Below are 26,454 nucleotides of genomic sequence, written 5' to 3'. Positions count from 1 at the left end.
TATGAAGAAAGTTATCAGTTAAATAGTTTTTTACACGTGAAAGCCTCGCTAGTGGAGAGTGAGTTAGTCAGAGGCAGATTGTGCTTCTTCGTACTCCTTATCACTAACCTTTTCGAGCCACTCTACTGTCTTACCGTTTAGTTTTTCTTGAATAGCTATATGAGTCATTGCAGTTGTTGCAGTAGCTCCATGCCAGTGCTTTACATTAGGCGGAGTCCATATTACATCCCCTGCCTTTATCTTTCTGGGAGGACTTCCCCACGTTTGAATTAACCCAGTTCCGTAAATGACTACCAATAACTGACCTAATGGATGGTAGTGCCAATTTGTTCTCGCGCTTGGCTCAAATGTTACAACAGCTGAACTAACTCTAGACGGTTCATTAGCTTCGTATAATTGTTCAACTATTACGTTCCCAGTGAAGTATTTCGGGTCGCCCTTAGTAAAGGGAATTGTACCGTTTTTTCTAATTATAAGATCCATATTATCACATCTTGTGACTAAGCTTTTTTACTTTTCTCCTCCTCTTCAAGTTCCTTAATAGCCTCTTGTGCTATTCTAAAACTCTCCATGGCAGCGGGTAGACCACAATAGGCTCCTACTTGCAACAATACCTCTTTTATCTCCTCTTCAGTGCAACCGTTTCTTATGGCACCCTTAACATGTAATTTAAGTTCGTTTTGTCTGTTCAAAGCGCTCAATATCCCAATATTTATTAGACTTCTTATCTTCCTCGGAATAATATCTTCCCTAGTCCATATTAGCCCCCATGCGAAGATTGTCACCATTTCTTGGAGTTCTCTGCTAAAGTCCGTAGCTTGACTTAAAGACTTCTCCACATATTCTTTTCCCATTACCTTTTTCCTAACTTCAAGTCCTTTTTCATAAATTAACTTAAGTTCAGGGTCTTTGTCAAATAGACTACCCATAAACTATTCAATTAATGTAAGATAAAAAAGTGATCTGGTAAATAAAAAAGCTCAAATCATCTTGGGAAATAATCTATTACGACTTTCTTAACTACTTCATCTAATCTTCTCAAGTCGCTATCTCTCAGAGACCATCCTAGACTGCCCAAATTCTCCCTAAGGTGATCCTCTTTTGTTGTGTTGAAAATTGCAAATACGTTTTCCTTATTGACCAACCAATTCAGAACTACTTGTGCTGGGGTTTTCCCTATTTCCTTTGCAATTGAGGATATTTCCTCGACGAGTGGTTCCAAGTTTTTGACGTAAGCCTCTCTCGCAAGGACATACCATCTATATTCATTTCTGATCTCCTTTCTTCCTATCAGATAACCTAATCCTAAGGAATCATATGCCAACAAGGGGATATTTTCCCTTAACATGTAAGGGAGAACCTCCTTCTCAACGTCTCTGAACAAAACGTTATAATGCAATTCATTTGCTGCGACGTCTGTCTTAGACAGATGTTCCCTGAATTCCCTCAACAAGGGAAGTGAAAAGTTGCTTAAGCCAATGTATCTAATTTTCCCTTCACTAAATAACCTCTCCATTGCCTTAGCTGTTTCTCTTATGGGCACATAGTGGTTAGGCCAATGAACGAGGTATAGGTCTATATATGAAGTGTTAAGCCTTCTTAAACTTCCCTCACAAGCCCTTAAAACGTCATCATATCTTAGGTGGTCAATTGACACTTTAGTTATTATGAACAAATCTTCTCTCTTGAACTTACCTATGGCTCTTCCAATAATTGTTTCTGAGAGACCATTTCCATAAGATTCGGCAGTGTCAATGGCGTTAATTCCGAGCTCTATTGACTTTTGAATAGCTTTTATGGCATTGGTCTCATCAATTATTGAAGGGGTACCAAATTCCCATGAACCTAAAATAAATGGGGATATCTTCTCATTCGTCCATCCTAATGTCTTCTTTTCCATGAGTAAGTAAGATATTGTTAGGTATTTAAATGTTTATCATTTGAGTTTTGCTTAGACCAATTTTCTTTTAATTTTGAGTACGTATTAATTCTTATGGAGAGGGAGATTGTTAAGATCTTATCCCTAATTGAATTCCATCCCTCGATCATGGCTTTTCATCTTGGTTTGATGTTAGTAGGAGTTTCTCTGTTAAGCTACTCCGTTTTCTCAATAATCGTCAAAAAGATAGATATTATGCTCCCACTATTAACTGGTTTCATGGTTTACCTCGTGTCATTAATACTCCTTATACTAATTCTGCTTCTAGAAACCTATCGTTTTCTAATCATTAACGAAAGAATCATGGTGAAAAACGCTCTTTTAAAGAAAAATAGCTTTGAATTCAGTATAAGAGATAAAAATCTAATCATCGGTTTTTACGATAAGACCTCTTTCGGAAAGTTTGCAATAATATATGGTGATAGGCTACTTTTTAAATTTTTAACTCGACAAAAAAATATAAGATTGATAAAAAATTTTATTGTAAAATCGGGATACAGAATAGGCGGAACTTACAAGGTTTGTAGGATCTGTGGAAGTATAAATGAAGAAGACGCCCAATATTGTGATTTTTGTGGCTCAAGAGAATTATCGCCTTATGATCTCTACTGGATGGATTAGATAAAAAGGAGGGAGAAGCAAGAAAAAATTAAAAAATTTTTACCTTATGATTAGATTGGATAGGGATAAACTGCAGGATCGCTGAAGTACAGAACCATGTTCGAGTTAGTAGCATTGAATAGCTGAGATGGTGAACTAACTCCCGGTACTATGACCTCTAGCCCGGGCTTCCCTAATGCCTGCCATATTGGATTATTTGCATTGGCCACAGCTACAGCACTATCATAAGTAGTCATTGCACTCTCTAAAGCCTGTATGTTGTTTAAGCAATTTTCTGTGGGGTTAGATACATTAGATGGAACTACAGCCTGGCATTGACCAGTTATTGGATTAGGGAATATGTTGGGATCGAATACTAGAACTACAACTATATACCATGGTATTGAGGTATTAGTAGCGAATGTCACTAAGTGGTCGTGAGCTGGAGTTGGTAATACACCCTCAGGTAATCCGAATACGCCGTTCTTAATTCCTAAGTACTGTTCAACTACTGTAAACGCTGGAGAGTATATTAGACTCATGTGATCCGGACAAGCGGTTTCAGTTAGAGCAGCACCACATTGTGTTAATATCGTGTACGTTACGTTATTGTAAGTGAACGTAGGGAATCCTTGAGGAGTAGCGCCTAACTTTGTAACGCCAAATATGGATAGTCCCGCAAAAGCTGGTACTAGTACGAATACTGGAGCAGCTCCCTTTGGAAATGCAGATATATTGCCAGCACCTACTTCACAGCCCATTGCAACTTTGCTTTGATTAACGGCGTTGGGGAAGAATGTAGTAGCTGGAGGAGTGCATTCAAATTGGGCTGTATATAGGAAAGTTATTACTTGGCCATTATAGAAGGCTCCACTAGCGTTAACAGTTATAGGCCTTGTTAGAGTTGTTGTAGAAGTCTGAGTTACAGTTTGAGTTGTAGTCTGTGTAGCAGTTTGAGTTGCAACAGAAGTAGTTACTGAGGTGGTTGTGCTCGTAGTAGTGGAGGTCACGGTTATGCTAGATACAGAAGTTGTTGGGATTGAGGTAGTTGTAGGCTTAGTAAAGTATAATGCAAATCCTATAGCTGCTATTATTACTAAAACTATCGTTACTCCTGCGAAAACTGCATTAGATACAGCTCTTTTTGTCTTTTTCATTTTTTAAGACCTAACTACCAATTCTGGCTTTTCATCTTTAAAGATGTGTTCGAAAAATTCTAACGCAAATTAAAATGGTAATCCTAGTCGGAATTAATATATGAGATACAAGCAGATTATTAGAATAATAATTATTGTTTTCTTTATTGCATTAGCTGTGACTGCTATAACAATCTCCTTCATGAATACTAGTAAATCACAGGAGGTTTCTTCATTAATAGGTAGTTCGGTTCCTTCAGATTTATACACACAGCTAGTCGAATTAAGTAATCAAGGATATAATCTATCAGTAACTACAACTAATCTAAATATCCTTCCCTATAATTTCTCTTCCAACGGCAAACCCGCAGTGATTTTTGTTGGAGCGGAGTGGTGTCCATATTGCGGGGCTGAAAGATGGGCGTTAATAATAGCCCTTCTAAGATTCGGTAATTTTTCAAATCTTCAATATATGTTATCTAGCTCTACTGATGAATATCCAAACGTACCCACCTTTACTTTCACCAATGCTAGTTATAATAGCCCATACATTTCGTTTATAGGAATAGAGTATGAAAATAGGCAAGGTCAGTATTTGGATAAGGTTCCAACTACAGTTTACTCCATGTGGGAAGAATATGGTAACTTATCTATTCCCTTCATAATTATAGGATATTACTACCAGGTTGGGACTACAATAGATCCCGGATTATTGTCTGGGAAGAACTGGACTTATGTAATAGATCAATTGCACAATCCTAATAGTCCAATTTATAACCAAATCTACTACCAGGCTAATCTAATAACTAAGTATATTTGTAAGATTGACGGAGGACAGCCTTTAAGCGTTTGTTCACACTTCATTCAAGATTACTCATACAACCCCCAGCAGAATTTAGGCGTGTACGCTATTGTTTACACTGAGAACGTACAGAATTATAGTTTAGAATATAAAATAGGAGGAGACGAAAAGTGAATATAGAAACTTTTTATTATTTAGGTTCCTTTTTCGTAATAAATGTATACGTTATATTATCTTGCTGGAAGAAAATGAAGAAAATTGTGTTGCATTCCATTATCTTTTTCTCAATACTCTATTCTTCTTCAGCAGCTCTGATTTACATTAACCAAGTCTACGTAGCTTTAGTATCCTCGTTGTTAATTTCCTTTTACGTGGGTTTGATGTATCACTATGATTTTTACAAGAATAGATTTAAGCAGAGGCAAGATATGGGTTTAGGAATAGAGGTAATAATTCTCCTTTTAATATTTGCAATATCCCTCCTTTACTATTACGTTAATGATAATTTTGCCCTCTTTGAGATTAGCTTGTTGATTTCGTCAGCATGGTCAATTCTCAGATCTAAACTCAGTCAAAAATTCATTGAAGACAACTACCTTAAAAACGCCAAATTAACTTTTTCTCTCATACTGTTGACTTTCCTACTGATGTGGTTTTTAGGGATAGATACCAATCTAGCTCTAGGAGTTCTAACGTTTAGTGATCTCCTAAGTTCCAATTTAGCATATATACTTTACAATTTTCTAACTGGAGTTACCGCAACTCCTTGGTTTTATATCATAGTAGGTATATGGTTAGGTATCCTTTCGTTCTATAGGATGGTTGATGAAAGAAAATTTGAAAATAAAATAAGAATGTTATTGATGATAATTGCTTACTGGATATACAGCCTTTATATACCATCTTTCTCTCCTATTTCCAATAAAGTTCAGTATATCCCATACATGTGGTATAGTGGATTAGGTACTTATGGCCCGGTATCCCCTTCAGTAGTGCTAACTGGAATTGTCGGAACTTATGTGGTAACTGCAGTGTTATCAGCGTTATTTGGTTCTAGGCAGATATGCTCAGTAACTTGCACTGCCCCTTACATGTTGCAAGGGACGTTCTTCAATTCCCTCAAATCATTTAATCGCAACTCAAAACTAGGAAGAAAGACCTTAACCAGTAAGATTAGTTGGTGGTTTAGAGCCAACGCTATTGTATTATGGACATCGTTATTAGCTCTTGCGGTAATTTCGTATTTGAATCAGATTGGGTTAATTTCCTTTACGATATTCGGAAATGATCCTACAGTGTTTTTGACTTCACTATACTTTAACTTTCTATGGTGGGTACAGTTTATTGGAATACCGTTTTTTGGTAATTACGCTTGTGTGACCCAAGGACTATGTCATTGGGGATTATTTAACCAATTTTTCTCGTATGTGGGAAGAGTGTACAGATTAAAGGTGAAGGATCCAGCTATTTGCCTTAATTGTAAGACAGTAGATTGCGCTAAGGCTTGTCCAACTGGATTAACTGATATGCGAGCAAGTTTCATCAAAAAGGGCGAATTTAGGTCATTCAAGTGTATAGGGGTAGGCGATTGTGTAGAGGCATGTCCTTATGACAATATCTACATTTACGATATTAGACATAAAATTAGGGAACTGAGGAAAGAAAAAATTATATAAAAAATTTTTACATTACCTTTATATTTTGTTTTATCTTATTTAAAGTATCTTGTGGAATTGATGTCAGATTGTGAGACATTTTGGCATGAATTGACAATTCCTCTAACAATTCCTGCTCAGATGAAGCTCCTGTTATTTCAAACCCACAGTTCATTCCCACACTTGAACAAGCGAAATAGTACTTCCCAGACTTCTTTATATTTTGCTTTATTTTATTTAATAAATCTGGAGGTATTGAAGTTACACCATGGCTTGACTTAGCGTGAACCTTAAGCATCTCCAGTAGCTCTTCCTCACTTCCAGCGTTCTCTATGGCGAATCCGCAATCCATTCCTACATCCTGGCACTTAAACGTATACTTTACCATATTTATAATAATAGTTTAGGACTATTTAAGAAGGTGTATAAATTCTTCTAACAAATCATTATATACGTGTTAATAATAGAGATAGATATGGTATTTGGTCTGGGAAAGAAGAAGAAGTTTGAATTTAGTTGTTCATCCATAGGGATGAATTGTGGATTTGAGGTTAAGGGAGCAAGCTCAGAAGATGAGTTATTCGAAATACTTAAGGTACATGCTAAGACTTCCCATAACATTTCTGATATACCAGAAGAAACTATTAATAAGATAAGGAAGAATATAAGGAAAGTGTGAAAATGGAAATCGTCGATAAGAGGATATTATTTTATCTATTAAAGGACGGAAGAATATCACAAAGGAGAATAGCCTCATTACTAAATCTAACTCCAGCAACATTGAACTATAGGTTTAAACGACTAACGGATAGCGAGACGTTGAAAGGATTCAAACTTTATATAAACCCTAATTTTCTGGGGAAGTATCAACTATTTATTGTATTTAAAAATTATAATGACATCAACGCGGAATGGATTTCGTTCAAATTGAAGTGTTTAGAATGGTATAACGTTTATGGAATTTACGCCTCAGATAATATTGAACTTAAAGACAAGATTAATTACATGACTAAGGAATTAGGAGATCCCGTTTTAACCTATTTCCCGGTTCAATCTTTATTCAAACCATCAAATCTTGATAAAAAGATAGTTGATATATTAAGGGCAGATCCCAGGGTACCCTCTTCAGATATAGCCAAGAAATTGGGTATAAAAGCGAAAATTATAGAGAAGCATATAAAGTACATGCGACATAGAGGATTAATATTGATAGTTCCAGACATAGATCTGAGTAAAACAGATATAGTTTTGTTTTCAATGTTCTCTAAGAATATAGATGAGATCTCGGTAATACTACAAGAATGTAAATTGTGGCAGTTCACTGATGGATATGCGGGGATAACTGTGTGCTACGCAGATAATATAGAAATGGCTAGGAAATACATTGCAGCAGCTAGGAATATAGACAAGTCCGCTGACGTTATGATAATTTACGGTTATGAGTTTAAATAATAATTGACAAATCGATTTATAGAAAAATACCATATAAAGATTTATACAGTATACTCTTATTTTGACAGCACATTTTATAATACTGTAATACTAAGTATTAAGTATGAGTCAGAAATATAAGTGTTGCGATACGGAGTTTGAAAATCTGAATGATTTCAAAAGGCATATAAGAAGTAGGAATTGGCATAGACTCAATTATTCTGATTTAATTAGATTAAAAATGAAAAACGAGACTCTCTATAATATTATAAGGAATCCCAACATATTATTTGCCCTTTCCAACCTAATTACACCAATTCAAGATAAGGGAATATTATACTTGCCTTTTACTAAACAAAGGACTGGACTAGTTTTAAAAAGGAGTATAGTAGGTAAACTAGAAGGACCTAAGCCAGATATAGATCTAATAAAATACAAGTTTACTTCAGATAATATAGTCTATGAATTAGGATTTAGAGTAAAGAAAATAAACGAGGAATATTCTGAGTTGTTAGTTCTATGTTCAATGAATGTTAATATAGGATTATTAGGAAGACTTTTGCCCAGTGAGGTATTAAAGACCTTGCAGAAAATGGTGACACCTCAAATAGTAGTTGAAAAGGTTAGTAAAAACCTAAGTGCTATAAGTGTTTAGCTATGGAGAAAACAAGGTTAAGTAATATAACCGTTTTTAGGTTCTTTGTTGAATAAACCTCCGTTGATAGGGTAGTTTTTATTATAATTGGGCGTTTATCAACCAAGTTTTTAACTTCAGTTACTAGTTTGTTTACTACCTTAGATAAGCTTGGAAAGGTAAATCTTTTTATCATCAATTATGATGGCAAATCTTTGAGGTCTCAAACAATGTTATAAACCTAATTTACATACAATAACTATGCCATGTAGGGGTTTGCACGCAGTACCCGCTGGTCCACCGGAATTTCCAGAACTAGCAACAATTTACGTAGTTTGCGGGGATAAACTTAACGTAATGATAGACGCTGGTGTCACAAATTCAATTATGGACTCCTCTTTTTTAGACAAACTTGATCTCGTTATATTAACACACATTCATATAGATCATATTGGGCTATTACCAGAAATTTTAGAAAGGTATAAGAACGCCAAAGTCATGGTTAGAAGTGGATTTAAAAAGTATTTGACAACTGATGATGGGGTAAGGAGATTGAATGAGAGCTCAGAGAAAGTATTAGGTGATCTTTATTACGTATACGGTGAGTTTACAAAAATAGATCCAGATAGAGTGATAGAAGTTGAGGGTGGGGAAGTAATTGATCTTGGAGATGGAAAGGCTTTGAAGATAATTTACACCCCGGGCCATACAAAGCATCACATTTCCGTGATCAGCGACGATATTCTATTTACGGGAGATAGTGGAGGAGCGTACTTTAACGGTATGGTAATACCAACTACTCCACCGCCATTAGATTACCATAATTACGTTAATAGTTTGAAGCTACAAATTTCCTTAAAACCTAAGGTAGTTGGCTTAGCTCATGGTGGGCTTGTAAGTCCTAACATATTAGAACAACACTTGGAACAGATGTTGGGTAAAGAGAGTGTGAATATTAATGAAATTGATATTGGAGGTGTAGGCGGGGAAATTCTTAGGAAACAAGTGGAGGTCAACTTGAGAGGCCTAAATGAGGCCTTAGGAAGAAGATAAAAAATTATGATAATCTTATGACTTATTTTTATTTATAATGACGATTTAAACTTTATCAAATTAAAGAATATAAGATATATTTGTATGTTAGACTTATGGTCTGGAAAAGAACCATATCCGCAAAAGCTTTAGAAAAAGCGAAAAGCGCAGCAGTTAAGGTAGAGGATAAGGTTGTTTTTATAGCAAATATTAAGGGAACATTATACGCTATGGATGCAGTGTGTTCACATGCAAGGTGTATATTAGGTCAACTAGATGAAGAGAAGCTAACTGTAAAGTGCTATTGTCATCACGCGTTGTTCGATTTAAGGACTGGCCAAATGCTAGAACCTCCATATGTTGCACCAGATGCACCAAAGGAAAAATTGGGTTTGAAAACATATCAAATAAGAGACAACAGTGGTTGGATAGAGGTAGATGTTTAGTTCTTCTTGCTAATAGATTCAACTAAAGGCTTTAACATAAAGTCCACTCCACCGCTTAAACTGGCCCAATATAAGCTAGTGAAAGCTTTTTTCATATAACGATAAATTGATGTGGGCCCTAAGGCCTTGCTCTTCTCGTAGTTTAACCATACTAACATACCTTCATTTGGTCCAGAGTAAACTGCACACATTGCAGTCCCGTCGTAACTCTCTTTACTCCTATTTCCCTCTATCTCAGCTAGTATATTATTTACAACAACCTCAGCTTGAAAGTGAGCAGCTGCCCCTGTTTTAGGTGTCGGGGTATTATTAGCATCACCGACCACGAAGACGCCATCCTTATAAGTTAAGGTGCTCTTATCAACTGGAATTAATCCAGACTTATCAGCCAATTCTGTAAAGCTCGTTGAGATTGGCGTATCTATAATTAAATGGTCAAAAGCGATCTTCTCACCTTCAGTTGATACCACATATTTCTCGTTATGGTTTACTTCTTGTATCACAAAACCTTTGTAAACTTTTATTCCTAACTCATTAGCCTTCTTATTGAACATGTTTGACATTGGAACTTGCAATGGTGGTGGTTGTTTAGCTGGAACTATTACGCTGACATTTGCATCTGGATATTTTCTCTTTATCAAAAATGACAATTCCCACGGCGCAGCTGGACACTTTATTATTCCTGGAAGAGACCCAATAACGAAGTTCTTTCCTTTCGGATTTATAACCTCATTCCTAATTGCCTTAGCTTCATCAATTCCATGATACCCCTTTAAGTCATAAACGTTTTTATTTTGACCTCCGGTTGCTATTACTAGGTAATCACCCTCATACGCTTTTCCGTCCTCAGTTACCACAGCTCTATTTTCTAGTATTATTTTGGTAGCTTTTGCCTTTACCCATTTTACAGACGGTTTCAACAATGACCTAGTGGGCATTTGTATTTTAGTCTCATCTACCTCCCCAGTAATGTAATCCACCAACCCTGGTTGATAAGTGTGATATTCATTTGGTTCTATAACTGTGATTTCCAATTTCCCTGCTAACAGATTTGCCATTAGTGTTCCTGCATTTCCTCCTCCTACTATGATTAATCTTTTCATGACTAAATACTGTTAATGGTATAATTTAAACTTTCTGTAGAAAAAAGTTTATATAAAAAATATTAAACTTATGTACAATCCCTTGATACCTCTAATTTTAAAAAATTATCCTCCTTCCCCTTTTCCTCAATTTTCATTTTCAGATCATTAATTTTTAGAACGTATCTTAAGCTTAGCAGCCAATCATAGTCATTAATTAAAATTTCAACACCTTCATCACACTCCTTAATTTTCCTAATCACATCAAGCATTATCGATAATGGACTTCTAGATCCACAAGAGTCCAATTTATCTAGTTTAACTTTTTCTACGATCTTCATGGTTCAGCTCCTTTCTTGACTGGAGCTCCTACTATATTTCCCCATTCTGCCCAAGAGCCATCATATACTCTAACAGCTGGATATCCCAGTAGGTATTTTAGAACAAACCAAGTGTGGGAAGCCCTCTCTCCTATTCTACAATACGTAATTATCTCCTTTTCCGGAGTTATACCAGTGCTCTCAACTAATCTTCTCAACTCCTCTATTGGCTTAAACTCACCAGTATCTGGGTTAACAGCTTGAGCCCAAGGAAAACTCACTGCTCCCGGTATATGCCCACCTACTTGAGTTTGTTCATCAGCGTATTCTGGAGGAGCTCTAATTTCACCGGTGTACTCCTTGGGAGACCTAACGTCTACTAGTATAGTAGTTCTCCCCACTTCACCCTTAGTTATCTTCTGAAGGATCTCCCAGAAGAAAGCCCTATGGCTACCCCAATCTACCTTCTTAACCTTATAACTGCCTTTAGGATATTGAGGTTCTTTTGCCCCTTGTTCTGTAGGTAAATTCTCCTTAGCCCATTTAGTCCTCCCGCCATTTAAAATTCTAACATCATCATGGCCGTAAGACTTAAACAACCAGAAAGCATAAACTGCAAACCAGTTGTTATAATCACCATATAGTACTATAGTAGTGTTATTACTTATTCCCTTTGACTCCATTAACTTCTCAAACTGACTAGGTTCTATGAAGTCCCTTAAGACTGGATGTCTTAAGTCTTCCCTCCACCTTACTAGAACTGCTCCTGGGATGTGCCACACATTATAAGCCGTATTTGGATCATAGTCTACTTCCACGATTCTGACTCTCTCATCTTTTAAATGATCCAATACCCACTTGTTATCTACTATTACTTGTTGTTCTTGTACTTGACTCATTTATACTCCCTAAATTATTCCTATTCCCAGTAAGTTATATATCTATTGATATGTGCAAATTTGGCACTTAACACAAAATTTAAAAATAAGAATAATAGGGTTTCTAAACAATTTATCAACTAGATTTCCATAAAATACCTCTTAATTTTACAACGTCTCCTAAAACCAGCATGGAGGGAGAAGCTAAATTACCAATTTTAGTTAATTCCCTCAATTTGGTAACGTTTACTTTCTGGTCAAAATAAGTTCCTCTTTGTATAACTGCAACCTCTTCAGAGGGATCCCTCTTCGTCATTAACCCTTTACTTACCTCCTCCAATCTTTTACCGCTCATTAAGACTATTAAAGTACCATAACTCGGAATTTTTCCAAAGTCAAAGAGCCTTCCACCTTGTGTAACAGCACTTATAACTGTTATCATGTCAGAGATTCCGTTGAAAGTAAGTGGTATTCCAGCATATGCTGGTACTGAGTTAACTGATGAAACTCCAGGTATTACTTCACACTCTATACCGTCCTTAATTAGTTCTTGGCAAATTTTCCCTCCCCTTCCGAACACGTAAGGATCCCCATTTTTTAACCTTATCACCAGTTTATTTTCCAAAGCGTACTTCTTCAATAAGTCAATTTCAATATCATCGCTACTAAGGAGTATAACGCTACAAGATGGCTTAGCGTAATTAATTAGCTCTCTAGATACCAGCTTATCGTAAACAATTACATCAGCCATTTGCAAGTATTTAATACCCTTTAACGTTATTAGTTCGGGATCCCCAGGACCAGCTCCCACTAAAACTACCTTACCCATACCTATTCACCTCTTCCAAACGCTTTCTCAACAAGTCGTGATATTCCCTATAACCCTCGATCTTTTTATCAAACTTATGAGGTCTCATTAGGTCTCTAGTCTTCTCATGGCTCTTTAACCATTCAATTATCTTCCTATTACCTAATACTCTGAATACTTTTCCTGGTTCCTTACTTATATCCTTATTTCTCTCGTATAATTCAAACAACGCTTCAGTCACGTCTGCTAGTCTATTGGCTGGAACTTGATATAGGTAAATTACATTTTCATCCCAGTCAATTAGTGGCTCTCCCAAATTACCGTTTCCTCCACCTATTTTTAACATGTAGAGCTCATATCCACTACCAATCCAACTAATGGGATGAACGGCTGGTTTCGAACATTGAGCTACACATCCCGATAGTCCTATTGAAACTGGAATATCTTTCCATCCTCTTCTCTCCAACTCGTCAATTAGACTCGGAAGGAATCTTTCGGAATCTGTAAATGATAATTTACATGTTGGAAATCCTACACATGCAATTGAGTTCGTTCTTAAATTCGAGTAAGGTTTTCCATCTCTAAAGCCGTAGTTGAAATCCCTTAGTGTTTTCTCAATTTCCTCCCTCTGATCCTCGTCTATTTCCGTAATTAATAAGTGTTGATTTGGAGTTATGTAAAACGTTACATTATGGAAATTATCCGCAATGTATCTGATCATACTCTTTACCTTACCGTTTTTTCCATCTATTAGTCTACCGTCTTCAACGAAAACACCATAAGCCCACTTGCTATTACCTAAGTCTATCCATCCCAAGTGCAAGTCCCTATGATCTAAGTTTACATTCACTATTTTACCTAATCGAATTCCTGAGTATTCCCATACTTTTTCCCTTACCCACTCTAATCCCATTTTATATACAACGTACTTAAACCTAGCCCAATGCCTATTCTTCCTATCTCCCCATTGCTCTTGTATTCTCACAATTGCATCCAATATTCTCAATAACTCCTCATCTTTAGATACAGTCCCAATTGGAAGTCCGAGGGCTGAAAAAGTGGGATAGGAGTTATTTTCACCCATTGACCCACCAACGTATATCTGATAACCTATTACCTTTTCCCCTTCTATTAGAGGGACTACGCCTATATCGTTAGCTCGAATCTCAACGCAGTTGTCAATTATGTACTTTCCGTCAATTGCCCTCATTACTCCAGCTATTCCAATCTTAAACTTTCTGGGTAGAAGATTATCAGAATATTTGAAGGATTCTTCATTATTAAATTGCCTTTCTTCAGAAACGGGTATTTCAAAAACTTGAAGATAAAGCTCTGAAGGTAATCTAAAGTAGTCAGCAATTTTTCTAGCGAGCGTATTTGAGTCGAAAATCCAAAACTTGGAAAGTGGGCAAGCTATCGTATTCCTTATATTGTCCCCACAACCATTTATGGTAAGAAAGCCGGACTCTGCAATCTCCCTTATAAGGTTAGGCAAATTCCTTTTCTTTACATGGTGAAATTGAATAGCTTGTCTAGTGGTTAGTTTTAGAGAAGGTAAAGGATATCCAGTATATGCATCTGAAATGGTATATTTGTTTGAAACATCATCTAAAATTCTCCATTGGTCAGGCCTTATTGGACCTCCTCCTGGAATCGGTAACCTTACCATGTAGATCCAGTCTTTTACTGCATTTGATTTCATCTTATCCCTATTGAATTCCATATATATTCCGAAACTCTTAGCTATCAAAGATACTTCCTTTTCAAGCTCTTCCCTAGTAAAATCGTGAAATGATGAATATATCCCTATGGTATCCTCAGTTAATCCCTTCGTTTTCAGCTTTACTCTCTCTTCCTCGCTGTAATCCTTAGGATCTGTTCTAAAATTAGGCTCTATGGGAATCCTCACTTCACCCCTCTATAGTGAAGTCCACATTCTTTATCACTATTCTGCTCCCACCACCATCTACCTGCCCTAGGATGTTCCCATGGTTTTACTGGTCTAGTACATGGTACACATCCTATGCTCTTATAACCCTTATCGTAAAGTTTATTGTAAGGTACGTTGTTTTTCTTTATATAATCCCATACTTGTTCCCATGTCCAGTCAGCCAAGGGGTTTAACTTAACTATACCTCCATTAACCTCATCTATTTCTATCTTCTTAATTCCCCCTCTCGTGAAATTTTGTTCTCTTCTTAGCCCAGTTATCCAAGCCTGCATTCCCTCCAATGCTCTCTTAAGGGGTAGAACTTTTCTCACTTCGCAGCATGCTTTTCTAAGTTCAACACTTTTATAAAATAGATTTATTCCGTGTTTATTGACTAGGGCTTCTACCTCACTATAATCTGGGAAATATATCCTCAAATCGGTGTTGTATTTTTTGTTTATCTCCTCTATTAAATCATAACTCTCTTGATGAAGTCTACCAGTATCTATTATGAAAACCCTTGGTTTTTCAACTACCTTACTTAACATATCCAGTATTACCAAATCTTCAGCCTGAAGACTACATGCTAAGACTATTTTAGGATGAAATTTCTCTATACCCCATTTCAGCACTTCCAATGGTTCCTTATCTTCAAACCATTTGTTTAGAGAGTCTAACTCCTCTTTGCTAAGCATCAGAATAATCAAGTAAATATTAATACTTTAGTGTTTCGATATGTGCAAAATTTGCACAAATAGCTAAATATATAAGCTTACCCTAAACAAGATTTTGACTGTGAACCTAATAGGACACGGCAAGGTTGAGATAGTCGAGAGGATAAGAAGGATTCCAGACTTTGAAGAACTACAGAAAATTGAAGTGAAGAGACAGTTAGCTCATGAGGTAGTAAGCATAGCTTACGGTTTCCTATCTCCATTAAAGGGTTTCATGAACTATGAGGAAGTGAACTCGGTAGTGGAAAACTTGAGATTACCAAACGGCGTGTTATGGCCAATACCAATAGTGTTCGATTATAACCAAAACGAAAACGTAAAGGAGGGGGATATTGTAGGAATAACTTATTTAGGAAAACCATTGGTAGTAATGGAAGTAAAGGAAATCTTCAAATACGATAAGGTGAAAATGGCAGAGAAAGTTTACAAGACTAAAGATATTAAGCACCCTGGAGTGAAGAGGACATTAAGTTATGGAGATATTTTCTTAGCTGGAGATGTTTGGCTTATTAGGGAACCACAATTTACTTCACCGTACTCGGAATTCTGGTTAACTCCTAGAATGCATAGAGTAGTTTTTGAAAAGAAGGGTTGGAAAAAAATAGTTGCATTCCAGACTAGGAACGTTCCTCACACCGGTCACGAATACTTAATGAAGTTTGCTTGGTTCGCTGCGAACGAGAACCAAAAGGTTGATGAACCTAGAACGGGTATACTAGTTAATGTGGTTATTGGTGAGAAGAGGATAGGTGACTACATCGATGAGGCGATTATTTTAACTCATGATGCGCTATCTAAATACGGTTACATAAGTAAGAGAGTACACTTACTTTCATTTACCTTATGGGATATGAGGTATGCTGGACCTAGAGAGGCATTGCTTCACGCCATAATTAGGAGTAATTTAGGGTGCACCCATCACATCTTTGGTAGAGATCACGCTGGAGTTGGGAATTACTATTCGCCTTACGAGGCTCATCAAATATTTGATTACATCAATGAGGATGACCTATTAATAAAGCCAATATTCTTAAGGGAAAACTATTATTGCCCAAGATGTGGTAGTATAGAGAACGAGATACTTTGTGATCATAAGGATGAGAAACAAGAGTTCAGTGGTAGTTTGATAAGGAGTATTATATTGGATGAGGTAAAGCCAACTAAGATGGTAATGAGGCCAGAGGTGTATGAGGTTTTAATGAAAGCAGCAAAGGAATATGGATTCGGGAGTCCTTTCGTGACGGAGGAATACTTGGAGAAGAGACAGAGTATATTGAGGTGAATGAAAATGAAAATCTACATTTGGCTTAGTGAGGAAATGAGTAAAAAATTGGAGGATTTAGGGTTGAATTACGCGAGGGAGGTACTTGGTGGTATGAAGCGTATAGAGATAGAGTTGGAACAAGATATAGTAGAGGAGATAGTTAAGCTCTTTCCCAATGCGAAAGTCGATTCTTCAACTACGAAATCCATTGAACTTTTACCTAAAAGTTTTAAGAACGAGATACTGAGAATAATTATTGAAAAGAGAATTGAACCGAAGAAAGCCCTTCTGGAAGCCATAAAAAGTTTTAAAGGGAGATGAAAGCTGCCATTAGACTTAACTTATTTATCAATAATTCTCTTTATTGCCTCTATACCTTCCGGTGCATTAGCCTATGGATTTTCAGCAACCGCGACACCGTTACTGCTTATTAAGTATACAAATAGGCAGATCTCTCCAATATTAAACTTTATAGAAATTTTCCAGAATACTGCAAACGTCATTTTAAACTCTAAAAACTACACCAGAAAGTCTCTAATTGTCACAATTTTCGGAATACCGGGTATAATTATAGGCTCAATAATAGGGGCTTATATTCTGAAAATTTCCTTAAATGACTCACTGATAAAGGTGATAGTGTATAGCGTATTAATACCGTTAATCCTATTGCAAGCTGCTGGTTTTAGAAAGGAGGTAAGTTTAGATAAGTGGAAAAAGATCGGATATCTAGTGACCTTTCCAGTAGGTGTATTGTACGGAGTATCAACAATAAGTGGACCTCCTTTAGCTCTAATAATAAACAATCAAGGGTTATCGAAAGAAGAGTTTAAGTTCGCTATTTCGACACTTAGGGTTGCAGAGAGTATCACAACGTTCAGTGCCTACCTTACGTTAGGGGTGTTTAATCCTCAAGTTTTCTATTACGCAGCTATTACTTCTCCCGCTGTGACAACGGGAATGTTAGTGGGAATATTCACTGCAAGGATAATTAAACAAAAGGAGGATTTCAGAAGACTCGTTATGAGTTTTGATAGTTGGGTGAGTGGATATGGACTTTCGTTTAACTTAGGCAAGCTTATTGGCAATGATGTATTATATTGGCCCATGATTGTAGTAATTGGAATTGACCTATACCTTTTATCAAAGTACGTAGTTAAAAGAAAGAAGATTGTTAAAGAGATTGATTAAATTGCTTTTATAAGCTCTGAATATAAATTAATTATATGGAAAAACCCGACTTTGAGGAAATACTATACATAGTCTCCGGAGTTATATTTCTCGCCTCCTTAGGTGTAGGATTGGAGGTTATAGGGGATTACGTAATAGGAGATATAATGTTATTTCTCTCGATTTTGTGGGCATTAAGTATATTTCTCTTCATGCGATATGTGGAAAGGAAAGACAGTAAAGATAGTGAGGAATGACGTTATTATTTTGTTACTAACAATATCGTAAATAAAAGAAATAAGGAAAGGGCTGAGAATAATACGGATAAGGAAACGTCGTATAATAATGGAAGAACGATTAAATGCAGCCTTAGAACGTTAAAAGTACCAGTTGCGAAAACAGCTTGTGGAAAGATTACTGACCAAAGGGATGGGTGATATTTTATCGAAACACTAACGTAGAGCAGTTTCATCACACTAACTATTATAACTAAGGGGAAGAGGGATAAGGCTAAATACCAGAAAACTAGACTTAATAGTTCAGAAAAGGGACTGATCGCAAATGAGATTAGTGCAGATAATCCCATCTGAATCCAGGTGGCCCCGTCTATAATGTTAATTACACCCTTCTCGGTTAAAATCCTCTTTAATAGTAATGCAGTTACTATAAAGTACATTGAAACGCCCAAGCCTATGAATAATAAGGATAAAGGTATAACGTAGCTTCTCAAGTCAATTGAGAGAAGTGTTCCCGCAACTCCTAGCAAGTGATACTTAAACGTTACTTGTCTAATCGATACAAACACCTTATACAATACTAGAAAGTAAAAGAATGATAAAACTAGGGAGGGAATAAAATAGAGGAAAGAGGGGTATATTAAGCGTAATCTAGTAATGAATAAGGTAAGCCCAGAAATGACTGCCATGAAGTCAACAATTTCGTATTTCAACCTCTTTAAATTAAGAACAGAAAAGACTATTAAGAGGATTAAAACCACAAGGGAAATTCCAAACGAAATTAATGAGAGTAAGGTCAATCTGCCTAAATATGAGGCTATTGAAATCCCTGCAATTCCCATGAGCATTGTAAAAGATATTGGATTACCCAGAACATCGGTGAGATTCACATAAACTATTATGGATCAATAATAAATAAGTTATACAGTTTCATAAATACTCAACAACACCATTCTGCGTGGTATAATAGCCAAGTAATATTGGTTGCGTTATACAGGTTAAATTAATACCAATTGATAGAATAACGATAGTTGTAACAATTATGCTAAGCAAAGACTTATTCTTTAGATCAAATTTAAACCACTCACAGAATATGCTAAAGAGAAGGGATATTTAAACCATGAACTTCTTACTATACGCAAAGAAAGAAAATACTAAAATGTTTAGCTGATAGATGACTAGTGGTGAAGAGAACTCCCCAGGCTGAAATATGACGAGTCCTTTAAGTGCTGAGTATTTTAACCTTTGCAGTTACTAGTACTAAATGACCTTATTGTTTTACTACAGACTTTTAACTGAAATCAGATTTTTTGATGAATATCTTATAGTCATTATTTTTCGTATATATGATAAACTCCTTATTAACTAAATCTATGTTTTGAATGATCTGTATTTTATTACCATCCCTCTTTATCGTAAACGGAATATCGTGACCTGGGACTACTTTACTTGCAAGGTCTAGTACCTTTCTGATACTCTTGTTAGCTTCGGTAATATTATAATATGCAAATGACGTCTCACTTTTCTGTGCGTCAATAATGTATTTAATAGCATCTCCAACGAAAATAGTATCCTTGTAAATTACACCTAAACTTCCGGCCGTATGACCTGGTAATAGGACAAACTTCAAGCCATATAATTCTTCATTATCTTTGACTAGAATTATTCTATCCCTTAACAGATCTGGTAGATAAGTAACTGAATAATTGTCTGGACTATTCTTTGTGTACTCAACTTCTTCCTTACTAATATAAACTTTAGCATTTGGAAATATTAGCGAGTTGAGGGAATGGTCGTAGTGCATATGGGACAAGATAACTCCATCAATATCTAATGGCGATAATCCATTATCCTTTAATGCTCCTAACAAGACTTCCTTATTTCCGAAATGCCCTGGGTCATAAATCAAATAACTATCATCAGCTTCTATCAATGTAACATTGCAAAAACCCACGAAACCTAAACTAGTGTAAATTGGCGCACCATTAACTAAAATCTTCCAACTCATATAAAAATTATTGATTTGACAGTAAAAAGTTTATATTGCACAAAAATTAGATGAGCTATATGGAGTGGATAAAAGTAGGAGTAATAATCCCTTCTTCCAATACTACTGTGGAATATGAATTTAATAATATATTTAGTCAGATTAAGGAGTACAGAATTACCTCTCATTTTTCAAGGATAAAGTTGAGAAACGTTAATATAGAGGATTTAGCAGAAATGGAAAGGGAAACGGAAAGGGCTGTTACTGAATTGTCAACTATTTCACCTCAAATTATTTCTTATGCATGCACTACGGGTAGTTTATTTAAAGGACCTAAACATCATGAGGAAATAATTCAAAGGATTGAGAAAATTGCTAAAGTACTTGCTACTGCCACATCTGGGTCTGTAATAAATGCCTTGAAGAAATTAAACGTAAAAAGGTTAGTTTTACTTACACCTTATATAGAAGAGGTTAACAAAAAAGAGATAGATTTCTTATCTAAGAACGGTTTTGAAATAGTTAGAAGTGCGGGAATGGAAATACTAGAAAATATTAAAATAGGCCAAGTGAGCCCGGAGGAAACTTATAATTTTGCGATTAACGTACTAAGAAACGTTAAGGAGGATTATGATGGAGTCTTCATTTCCTGTACAAACCTTAGAACATTTGAGATTCTTAGTAAATTAGAAAAGGAAATTAAAAAGCCAGTAATCAGTAGTAACAGTGCTACATTGTGGGAAATACTGTACAAACTGAATCTTAATATTAAAGTAAAAGGGTTGGGGCAATTATTTGAATAGACTTAAAAACTATAAAAGGAAATAAGGGTTCTTGAATATAGTAAATATAAAAGAAAGCTGCTAAACGCACTAAGAAATTGAAAATTGTTAATATTTAATAGCATATAACGTATCAAACATACACAAGGATTAACTCTTCAATTTAAAAAATTTATATATATTTAACGTGAACATTATAATTGTGGCAAAAATGGTTTCAGAAAAAACCAAAGCCATAATTGCCTCAAGTTTTGGAATGGCATTAGAATGGTATGACTTCTTCATCTACACATTTGTAGCTACGGTTGTTTCGAAGCTATTCTTTCCTTCAGCCAATCCAATAGCGTCGTTATTGGCATTCTATTTAACATTTTTTATAGGATTTTTGGGTAGACCGTTAGGTGGAATATTATTTGGATATCTAGGTGATAAATTGGGAAGAAAGTACTCATTGGTATTTACAATACTACTTACTGGATTTAGTGTATTTTTTGTAGGACTCTTACCTACATATTACCAAATAGGTCTATTGGCCCCAATCTTATTGGCCATATTAAGGTTTCTTACTGGTGTTGCATTAGGGGGAGAATGGGGTGGAGCGTTTTCTTTAACATCAGAATATGTAAATCCTAAATGGAGAGGATTATACTCAGGGATTCTTCAGGCTACCGTATCTATTGCCAACTTATTGGCATCTGGAATAATATTCATTATAATTACAATAATGGGACAAACAGGATTTAATAATTTTGGATGGAGAATATTGTTCTATACCGGACTGGCTATTGCGATAATAGGATTAGTAATAAGACTAAGAATAGAAGATTCTCCAGTATTTAGGAAGCTGAGAGAAGAGCGAAAAATAGTGAGAAATCCAATATCTGAAGCGTTTAGGAAATATTGGAAATTAATACTTGCAAATCTATTTATAGTTGGAATCATTAATGGAGCTTGGTACTATACAAATTTCGCCTATTCTATAGGCTATGCTACCACTATTGCTCAACGGTTTAATATGCCTCATGTCTCCCTTCAAGAAATAGATTTTGCCATATTTCTCGTATCAGTAATAGGAATTTTTGCCTCGATATTTTTCGGATATCTGTCTGATATCATAGGAAGAAGAACACAAATAATAATAAACGCCGTAATTGGAATAATACTAGCATATCCATACTACTATCTATTACTTCAAGGTAATGAATTAGCAGCAATTGGTGCTATATTTCTTGGTGGGTTGTTAATATACTACTTTGCTGGCGCAATAACGCCGGCTTTTCTTGTTGAATCATTCCCTCCAACTGTGAGATATACTGCAATATCATTTTCATATCAAGTAGGAGTTGGATTCATAGGAGGTTTCACACCATTTCTCCTAACTTACCTAGTTAGTGCAACTAATGACGTGTTCTCTCCAGTTTACTTCACAATAGCAACCGGCATAATTGTTCTAGTGCTCGCATTGCTACTTAAAGAGACTAAAGGAAGAGTTTATGAGGGAGAGGAGATACTAAAACAAGAATATTAAATCAAGTCAAATATATTTTTTATTATATTAACATGGAAGTTATAAACTTGGTTAATTATATTTTAAGATATAATAAAGTATAATAACCTACTCTTTTAAAGAAAGCTAGGTCGAAGCATAGTCTTATGAAGAAATCTCATATGCCGAAATATTACGATTCTTTAAAACGCTACTTTTTAAAGCCGATGTTACTTAGTTATTCTATGATTAAGGTAATTGAGATTGACGGTTTTCCAATAATGATCTATGAAAAAGACGGAAAGGAATACGCATATCTAGCTGGTTGTCCCCACAAACAAAGACCAATAACTGCAAACGGTTATAAAATTGAAGGAGACAAAATTATTTGTCCTTTTCACAATGCAGTATTCTCCCTAATTACTGCAGAACTAATAGAACCACCCAAATCTAAAACACCATGTCCTCCAAATTGTAAATTAATAAAGGCTAAAATAATAGATGGAAAAGCACTTTTTGAAGGTGAACCATTTATTCCAAGGCTAAAGAGTTGAGAGAAATGCAGTGCAAAATTGCAATTGATATAGGTGGAACTTTTACAGATTTCATAATCCTATCAAGTGAGGGAGAAATAAGCACAATAAAAGTACTAACCAATCCCAAAGATCCAGGAAAAGTAATCAAAGAAGCAATAATCAGTCTAAATTGTAATATTAGTGAAATAGTCCATGCGACAACATTGGCAACTAACACTTTATTAGGACAAGAAAATCTAGAAATCCCAAAAACTGCCTTATTAACAACTAATGGATTTCGAGATGTAATAGAAATAGGTAGGCAAAACAGACCTAGATTATATGATTTATACTTTGAAAAACCTAGACAGTTAGTACCTAGGAGTCTAAGATTTGAGGTTCATGAAAGGGTTAACGCTAATGGTGACATTATAAAGGAAGTTGAGGAGGATGAAATCGAAAACGTTGCCAAGAAACTATTAGATGAAGGAGTTGTATCAGTTGCAGTAAGCTACTTACACTCATACCTAAATCCACAAAATGAGTTGATTACGGAAAGCATTCTAAATAAGTATTTTAAGTATATTTCGATATCCTCTAGGATCGCATCAGAGCCTAGGGAATACGAGAGGACATCAACTACAGTTGTTAACGCAGTATTAATGCCAATTGTCTCCTCATACCTAGAAAACTTACGCTCGTCTCTACCGACTAGCAATTTTTACATAATGTCTAGCTCTGGAGGACTAATAGATGTAAGCGAAGCTTCAGAAAAACCAGTCCAATTAATTGAATCTGGCCCGGCAGCGGGCGTTATAGCCTCAGCGAGTTTCTTACCTAATGAAAATTTAATAAGCTTTGATATGGGTGGTACAACCGCCAAAGCTGGAGTTATTATTAATGGTAATTTCGAAATAACTACCGAGTATGAAGTTGGTGGGGAAGCGCATCACGGTAGGATTGTCAAAGGAAGTGGTTATCCAATAAGGTTTCCGTTTGTCGATTTGGCTGAGGTTTCAGCAGGCGGAGGAACAATAATTTGGAGGGATGAGGCAAACGCGTTAAGGGTAGGTCCAATAAGTGCCGGTGCTGACCCTGGACCAATTTGTTATGGAAGAGGTGGAAATAAGCCTACAATAGCTGATGCTAATCTAATCTTAGGAAAGCTTGGAACTGAGTTGATAGGAGGTAATTTAAAGTTAGATAAGGAGAGCGCGATAAAGGGAATGTCGAAATTGGGTGATCCTTATGAGGTTAGTAAAGATGCGTTGGATTTGATAAACTTGGAAATGGCTAGAGCAATAAGGTTAGTAACAGTAGAAAGGGGATTAGATCCCTCTAGTTTCTCCTTAATAACATTTGGTGGGGCAGGTCCACAGCATGCAGTGTATTTGGCTGAGGAAATAGGGATAAGAAGAGTCATAATACCACCGCACCCTGGACTTTTCAGCGCTTTAGGATTATTACTGGCAGATTGGCGATTTGAGGCTAGGAAATCCTATCCTAAAGATTTAGAAAACGAGTTCAAGGAATTAGAAAGAAGGCTACACGAGAGACTAAAGAGTAGTGTTGACTATTATATAAGGCTTGCAGATGTGAGATATGAGGGGCAAGGATGGGAATTAACAATCCCAGTAAACGATGTACGCGAGATTAGGAAAGTGTTTGAGGAAAAGCACTTGGCAACCTATGGTTTTACCATGAGAGATAGGGAAATAGAAGTTGTTACAATAAGGGTTTTCGCAGTAAAGAAGAGACCAATGCCTAAGATTAAAGTCACATATGGAAATTATGATAAACCTAAAGAGGTTAGAAAGGTTATGATTGATGATGATTGGGTAGACGTAAACGTTTACGTTAGGGAGAAATTGCCTAAAGGTTTCAAAATAAAAGGCCCTGCAATAATTGAGGAGTACAGTTCAACTACAGTTGTGAAGGATGGTTGGAATGGGATAGTAGAGGATTCAATTACGTTGGTGAGAGAATGACCAGTTGGGAAATAATTCACAAAGCCTTTGAGTTCATTACTGAAGAAATGGGCGTAATGCTAAAGAGATCTGCGATGTCACCAAACATTAGGGAGAGGATGGATCACAGTTGTGCAATAACAGACGTTAATGGAAATATTATAGCACAAGCTGAACATATTCCAGTTCATTTGGGCTCATTCAGCATTGGTGTTAAGAGCACTCTAAACGTAATAGGCGAACTTGAAGAGGGCGATATGGTCGTTTTGAACGATCCTTACATATCTGGTACACACTTAAATGACGTCATGTTGCTAGCACCAATTTATTATAACACTAAGTTGGTAGGATTCGTTGTAAATAAAGCGCATCACGTAGATGTTGGAGGTCCATTACCCGGTAGTTTAAACCCATATGCTACTACAATCTACGAAGAGGGCTTTGTGATTCCTCCAGTAAAGGTAATGAAAAAGGGGAAAATCAATGAGGAGGTAATTAGTATTATTAAGGAGAATTTCAAGGTTCCAGAGGTATCAATAGGTGATTTGAATGCGCAGATTTCTGCCAACCTAAATGGGATAAATAGGATTAAACAGATGTTCGATAAATACGGCCACGAAAATGTGTTAAAGACATGGGATATTTCCATAAAATATAGTAAAGAATTGGCACTTTCTGAAATATCTAAGTGGGGTAATGGCGTAGGTGAGGATGAGGATTATTTGGAAATAAGTGACGAGTTAAAGACCATAAGGCTTAAGGTTAAAGTCGACGAGGATGGTATTTACGCTGATTTTTACGGTACTGACAATCAAATTGAGGGTCCCCTAAACGCTGTATATGGAGTCACCTTTTCAGCCGTTAGTTTCGTTATAAGGTCGTTATTAGGTAAGGATATTCCAACTAATGAGGGGTTTTATAGTGTGATTAAGGTTAATGCACCTAAAGGTACTATAGTTAATCCCAATAAGCCAGCTGCAGTTGGTGGCGGTAACGTTGAGACTTCTCAGAGGATTGCTGATGTCACCTTTAAGGCTTTATCCCATATTATTGCCGTTCCCGCTGCCGGTTCTGGTACAATGATGAACGTAATGATGGGTGGTATTTATAGGAGTAAGTATTGGGCTTATTATGAGACAATAGGTGGTGGTACTGGGGCGAGGCCAAATAAGGATGGAGTTTCTGCTGTGCAAGTTAATATGACTAATACTTTGAACACTCCAATTGAGATAGCTGAAAGGTATTATCCAATAATGTTTACTACCTATAAGATAAGGGAGGGTAGTGGTGGCGTTGGTAAATACAAGGGAGGTGATGGTATAATTAGGGCATTTAAGGTTCTTGAAAAGACTAGGTTATCAATAATGGCTGAAAGGTTTAAGGTTGCACCTTGGGGTTTGAAGGGTGGTGGCAATGGTAAGCCCGCGAGGGTTACAATAATAAGGATTGATGGAAGAAAGGAGGAGATGCCTAGTAAGTTCTCAACAATTTTGAATAAGGGTGATGAGGTGATAATTGAGACTCCAGGCGGTGGAGGATATTACAGTGATTAAATTTTTTAGTTTATGACGTAAATTTAATAAGTTATCAAGTATAATTATTACGACTCTGGAAAGTATGCGT

The 26,454-nt window shown here is 36.1% G+C and carries 30 protein-coding genes; 17 read left to right on the top strand and 13 right to left on the bottom strand.

Annotated elements, in window-relative coordinates:
- Nucleotides 1–63 precede the first annotated feature (63 nt).
- Genes J5U23_RS03165 through J5U23_RS03155 form a run of 3 tightly spaced genes read right to left on the bottom strand, consistent with a single transcriptional unit; the run spans nt 64 to nt 1,900 of the window.
- Complete coding sequence (locus tag J5U23_RS03165; RefSeq protein ID WP_218259421.1) at nt 64–483, bottom strand: (R)-mandelonitrile lyase; 420 nt, start codon at nt 481–483, stop codon at nt 64–66.
- Between the two features lie 17 nt (nt 484–500).
- Complete coding sequence (locus tag J5U23_RS03160) at nt 501–929, bottom strand: carboxymuconolactone decarboxylase family protein (RefSeq protein WP_218259420.1); 429 nt, start codon at nt 927–929, stop codon at nt 501–503.
- A gap of 56 nt (nt 930–985) precedes the next feature.
- Nucleotides 986–1,900, bottom strand: a complete 915-nt coding sequence (locus tag J5U23_RS03155; RefSeq protein ID WP_218266934.1) for an aldo/keto reductase — start codon at nt 1,898–1,900, stop codon at nt 986–988.
- A gap of 93 nt (nt 1,901–1,993) precedes the next feature.
- On the opposite strand from J5U23_RS03155, the gene J5U23_RS03150 reads away from it, so the two are divergent.
- Nucleotides 1,994–2,560, top strand: a complete 567-nt coding sequence (locus J5U23_RS03150) for a hypothetical protein (protein WP_218266933.1) — start codon at nt 1,994–1,996, stop codon at nt 2,558–2,560.
- A 50-nt stretch (nt 2,561–2,610) separates the two neighbouring features.
- On the opposite strand, the gene J5U23_RS03145 is transcribed toward J5U23_RS03150, so the two are convergent.
- Nucleotides 2,611–3,696, bottom strand: a complete 1,086-nt coding sequence (locus J5U23_RS03145) for a hypothetical protein (protein WP_218266932.1) — start codon at nt 3,694–3,696, stop codon at nt 2,611–2,613.
- 181 nt (nt 3,697–3,877) lie between these two features.
- Between J5U23_RS03145 and J5U23_RS03140 the strand changes: the two genes are divergently transcribed.
- Together J5U23_RS03140 and J5U23_RS03135 are read left to right on the top strand one after the other, a co-directional pair.
- On the top strand, nt 3,878–4,651 hold the full coding sequence (locus tag J5U23_RS03140) for a DUF929 family protein (RefSeq protein ID WP_322789635.1): 774 nt from the start codon (nt 3,878–3,880) through the stop codon (nt 4,649–4,651).
- On the top strand, nt 4,648–6,153 hold the full coding sequence (locus tag J5U23_RS03135) for a 4Fe-4S binding protein (protein ID WP_244988810.1): 1,506 nt from the start codon (nt 4,648–4,650) through the stop codon (nt 6,151–6,153). The genes J5U23_RS03140 and J5U23_RS03135 overlap by 4 nt, the downstream gene beginning before the upstream one ends.
- 7 nt (nt 6,154–6,160) lie before the next feature.
- On the opposite strand, the gene J5U23_RS03130 is transcribed toward J5U23_RS03135, so the two are convergent.
- Nucleotides 6,161–6,520: a DUF1059 domain-containing protein gene (locus J5U23_RS03130; RefSeq protein ID WP_218266930.1), complete on the bottom strand. Its 360-nt coding sequence runs from the start codon at nt 6,518–6,520 to the stop codon at nt 6,161–6,163.
- Between the two features lie 87 nt (nt 6,521–6,607).
- Here J5U23_RS03130 and J5U23_RS03125 point away from each other — a divergent pair, with 87 nt between their 5' ends.
- The 5 genes from J5U23_RS03125 (at nt 6,608) to sdx (ending at nt 9,675) form a co-directional block, all read left to right on the top strand.
- On the top strand, nt 6,608–6,811 hold the full coding sequence (locus tag J5U23_RS03125) for a DUF1059 domain-containing protein (RefSeq protein ID WP_218260208.1): 204 nt from the start codon (nt 6,608–6,610) through the stop codon (nt 6,809–6,811).
- A gap of 2 nt (nt 6,812–6,813) precedes the next feature.
- Nucleotides 6,814–7,584, top strand: coding sequence for a winged helix-turn-helix transcriptional regulator (locus J5U23_RS03120; protein WP_218266929.1), 771 nt, complete (start codon nt 6,814–6,816; stop codon nt 7,582–7,584).
- Nucleotides 7,585–7,687: 103 nt separating this feature from the next.
- Nucleotides 7,688–8,218 (top strand): hypothetical protein, encoded by a 531-nt coding sequence (locus J5U23_RS03115; protein ID WP_218266928.1) that lies wholly within the window; start codon nt 7,688–7,690, stop codon nt 8,216–8,218.
- Nucleotides 8,219–8,458: 240 nt separating this feature from the next.
- Nucleotides 8,459–9,250, top strand: a complete 792-nt coding sequence (locus J5U23_RS03110) for an MBL fold metallo-hydrolase (protein WP_218266927.1) — start codon at nt 8,459–8,461, stop codon at nt 9,248–9,250.
- A 95-nt stretch (nt 9,251–9,345) separates the two neighbouring features.
- Nucleotides 9,346–9,675 (top strand): sulredoxin, encoded by a 330-nt coding sequence (sdx, locus tag J5U23_RS03105; protein WP_218259411.1) that lies wholly within the window; start codon nt 9,346–9,348, stop codon nt 9,673–9,675.
- Here sdx and J5U23_RS03100 read toward each other — a convergent pair.
- The 6 genes from J5U23_RS03100 to J5U23_RS03075 form a co-directional block, all read right to left on the bottom strand.
- On the bottom strand, nt 9,672–10,778 hold the full coding sequence (locus J5U23_RS03100; protein WP_218266926.1) for an NAD(P)/FAD-dependent oxidoreductase: 1,107 nt from the start codon (nt 10,776–10,778) through the stop codon (nt 9,672–9,674). The genes sdx and J5U23_RS03100 overlap by 4 nt on opposite strands.
- A 68-nt stretch (nt 10,779–10,846) precedes the next feature.
- Entirely contained in the window at nt 10,847–11,098 is a 252-nt protein-coding gene (locus tag J5U23_RS03095) for a hypothetical protein (RefSeq protein WP_218259409.1), read from the bottom strand.
- Nucleotides 11,095–11,976 carry a sulfurtransferase gene (locus J5U23_RS03090; protein WP_218266925.1) on the bottom strand — a complete coding sequence of 294 codons (882 nt, stop codon included), beginning with the start codon at nt 11,974–11,976 and terminating at the stop codon, nt 11,095–11,097. The genes J5U23_RS03095 and J5U23_RS03090 overlap by 4 nt, the downstream gene beginning before the upstream one ends.
- Before the next feature lie 115 nt (nt 11,977–12,091).
- Nucleotides 12,092–12,766, bottom strand: a complete 675-nt coding sequence (locus tag J5U23_RS03085; RefSeq protein WP_218267487.1) for a uroporphyrinogen-III C-methyltransferase — start codon at nt 12,764–12,766, stop codon at nt 12,092–12,094.
- A gap of 10 nt (nt 12,767–12,776) precedes the next feature.
- The gene (locus tag J5U23_RS03080) at nt 12,777–14,672 is read right to left on the bottom strand and encodes a nitrite/sulfite reductase (protein ID WP_218266924.1); all 1,896 of its coding nucleotides are present in this window, start codon (nt 14,670–14,672) and stop codon (nt 12,777–12,779) included.
- Nucleotides 14,669–15,388 (bottom strand): phosphoadenylyl-sulfate reductase, encoded by a 720-nt coding sequence (locus J5U23_RS03075; RefSeq protein WP_218266923.1) that lies wholly within the window; start codon nt 15,386–15,388, stop codon nt 14,669–14,671. Before J5U23_RS03075 ends, J5U23_RS03080 begins: the two co-directional genes overlap by 4 nt.
- Nucleotides 15,389–15,488: 100 nt before the next feature.
- On the opposite strand from J5U23_RS03075, the gene sat reads away from it, so the two are divergent.
- Genes sat through J5U23_RS03055 form a run of 4 tightly spaced genes read left to right on the top strand, consistent with a single transcriptional unit; the run spans nt 15,489 to nt 18,115 of the window.
- A complete protein-coding gene (gene sat / locus J5U23_RS03070; protein ID WP_218266922.1) occupies nt 15,489–16,709 on the top strand; it encodes a sulfate adenylyltransferase in 1,221 nt (406 codons plus the stop codon).
- A gap of 6 nt (nt 16,710–16,715) precedes the next feature.
- A complete protein-coding gene (locus J5U23_RS03065) occupies nt 16,716–17,012 on the top strand; it encodes a DUF6955 family protein (RefSeq protein WP_218266921.1) in 297 nt (98 codons plus the stop codon).
- Nucleotides 17,013–17,015: 3 nt separating this feature from the next.
- The gene (locus tag J5U23_RS03060; protein WP_218267486.1) at nt 17,016–17,879 is read left to right on the top strand and encodes a TSUP family transporter; all 864 of its coding nucleotides are present in this window, start codon (nt 17,016–17,018) and stop codon (nt 17,877–17,879) included.
- Nucleotides 17,880–17,914: 35 nt separating this feature from the next.
- Nucleotides 17,915–18,115, top strand: coding sequence for a hypothetical protein (locus tag J5U23_RS03055; protein WP_218259401.1), 201 nt, complete (start codon nt 17,915–17,917; stop codon nt 18,113–18,115).
- Nucleotides 18,116–18,120: 5 nt separating this feature from the next.
- Here J5U23_RS03055 and J5U23_RS03050 read toward each other — a convergent pair whose 3' ends face one another.
- Nucleotides 18,121–18,984, bottom strand: coding sequence for an SLAC1 family transporter (locus J5U23_RS03050; protein ID WP_244988808.1), 864 nt, complete (start codon nt 18,982–18,984; stop codon nt 18,121–18,123).
- Between the two features lie 401 nt (nt 18,985–19,385).
- Nucleotides 19,386–20,102: an MBL fold metallo-hydrolase gene (locus J5U23_RS03045; protein WP_218266920.1), complete on the bottom strand. Its 717-nt coding sequence runs from the start codon at nt 20,100–20,102 to the stop codon at nt 19,386–19,388.
- Between the two features lie 59 nt (nt 20,103–20,161).
- Between J5U23_RS03045 and J5U23_RS03040 the strand changes: the two genes are divergently transcribed.
- The 5 genes from J5U23_RS03040 (at nt 20,162) to J5U23_RS03020 (ending at nt 26,384) form a co-directional block, all read left to right on the top strand.
- Nucleotides 20,162–20,884 (top strand): maleate cis-trans isomerase family protein, encoded by a 723-nt coding sequence (locus tag J5U23_RS03040; protein WP_218261142.1) that lies wholly within the window; start codon nt 20,162–20,164, stop codon nt 20,882–20,884.
- A gap of 190 nt (nt 20,885–21,074) precedes the next feature.
- Entirely contained in the window at nt 21,075–22,391 is a 1,317-nt protein-coding gene (locus tag J5U23_RS03035; protein ID WP_218267484.1) for an MFS transporter, read from the top strand.
- 203 nt (nt 22,392–22,594) lie between these two features.
- Complete coding sequence (locus J5U23_RS03030) at nt 22,595–22,903, top strand: Rieske (2Fe-2S) protein (protein WP_218259398.1); 309 nt, start codon at nt 22,595–22,597, stop codon at nt 22,901–22,903.
- Nucleotides 22,904–22,908: 5 nt separating this feature from the next.
- The gene (locus tag J5U23_RS03025; RefSeq protein ID WP_218266919.1) at nt 22,909–24,852 is read left to right on the top strand and encodes a hydantoinase/oxoprolinase family protein; all 1,944 of its coding nucleotides are present in this window, start codon (nt 22,909–22,911) and stop codon (nt 24,850–24,852) included.
- Nucleotides 24,849–26,384 carry a hydantoinase B/oxoprolinase family protein gene (locus J5U23_RS03020; protein WP_218267483.1) on the top strand — a complete coding sequence of 512 codons (1,536 nt, stop codon included), beginning with the start codon at nt 24,849–24,851 and terminating at the stop codon, nt 26,382–26,384. Before J5U23_RS03025 ends, J5U23_RS03020 begins: the two co-directional genes overlap by 4 nt.
- Nucleotides 26,385–26,454: the final 70 nt, after the last annotated feature.

This window comes from Saccharolobus shibatae B12 (assembly GCF_019175345.1).
In the GTDB taxonomy this organism is placed as follows: Archaea; Thermoproteota; Thermoprotei_A; order Sulfolobales; family Sulfolobaceae; genus Saccharolobus; species Saccharolobus shibatae.
The sequence above is the reverse complement of the archived record's forward strand: the minus strand, read 5'-3'. Positions and strand labels throughout refer to the sequence as shown.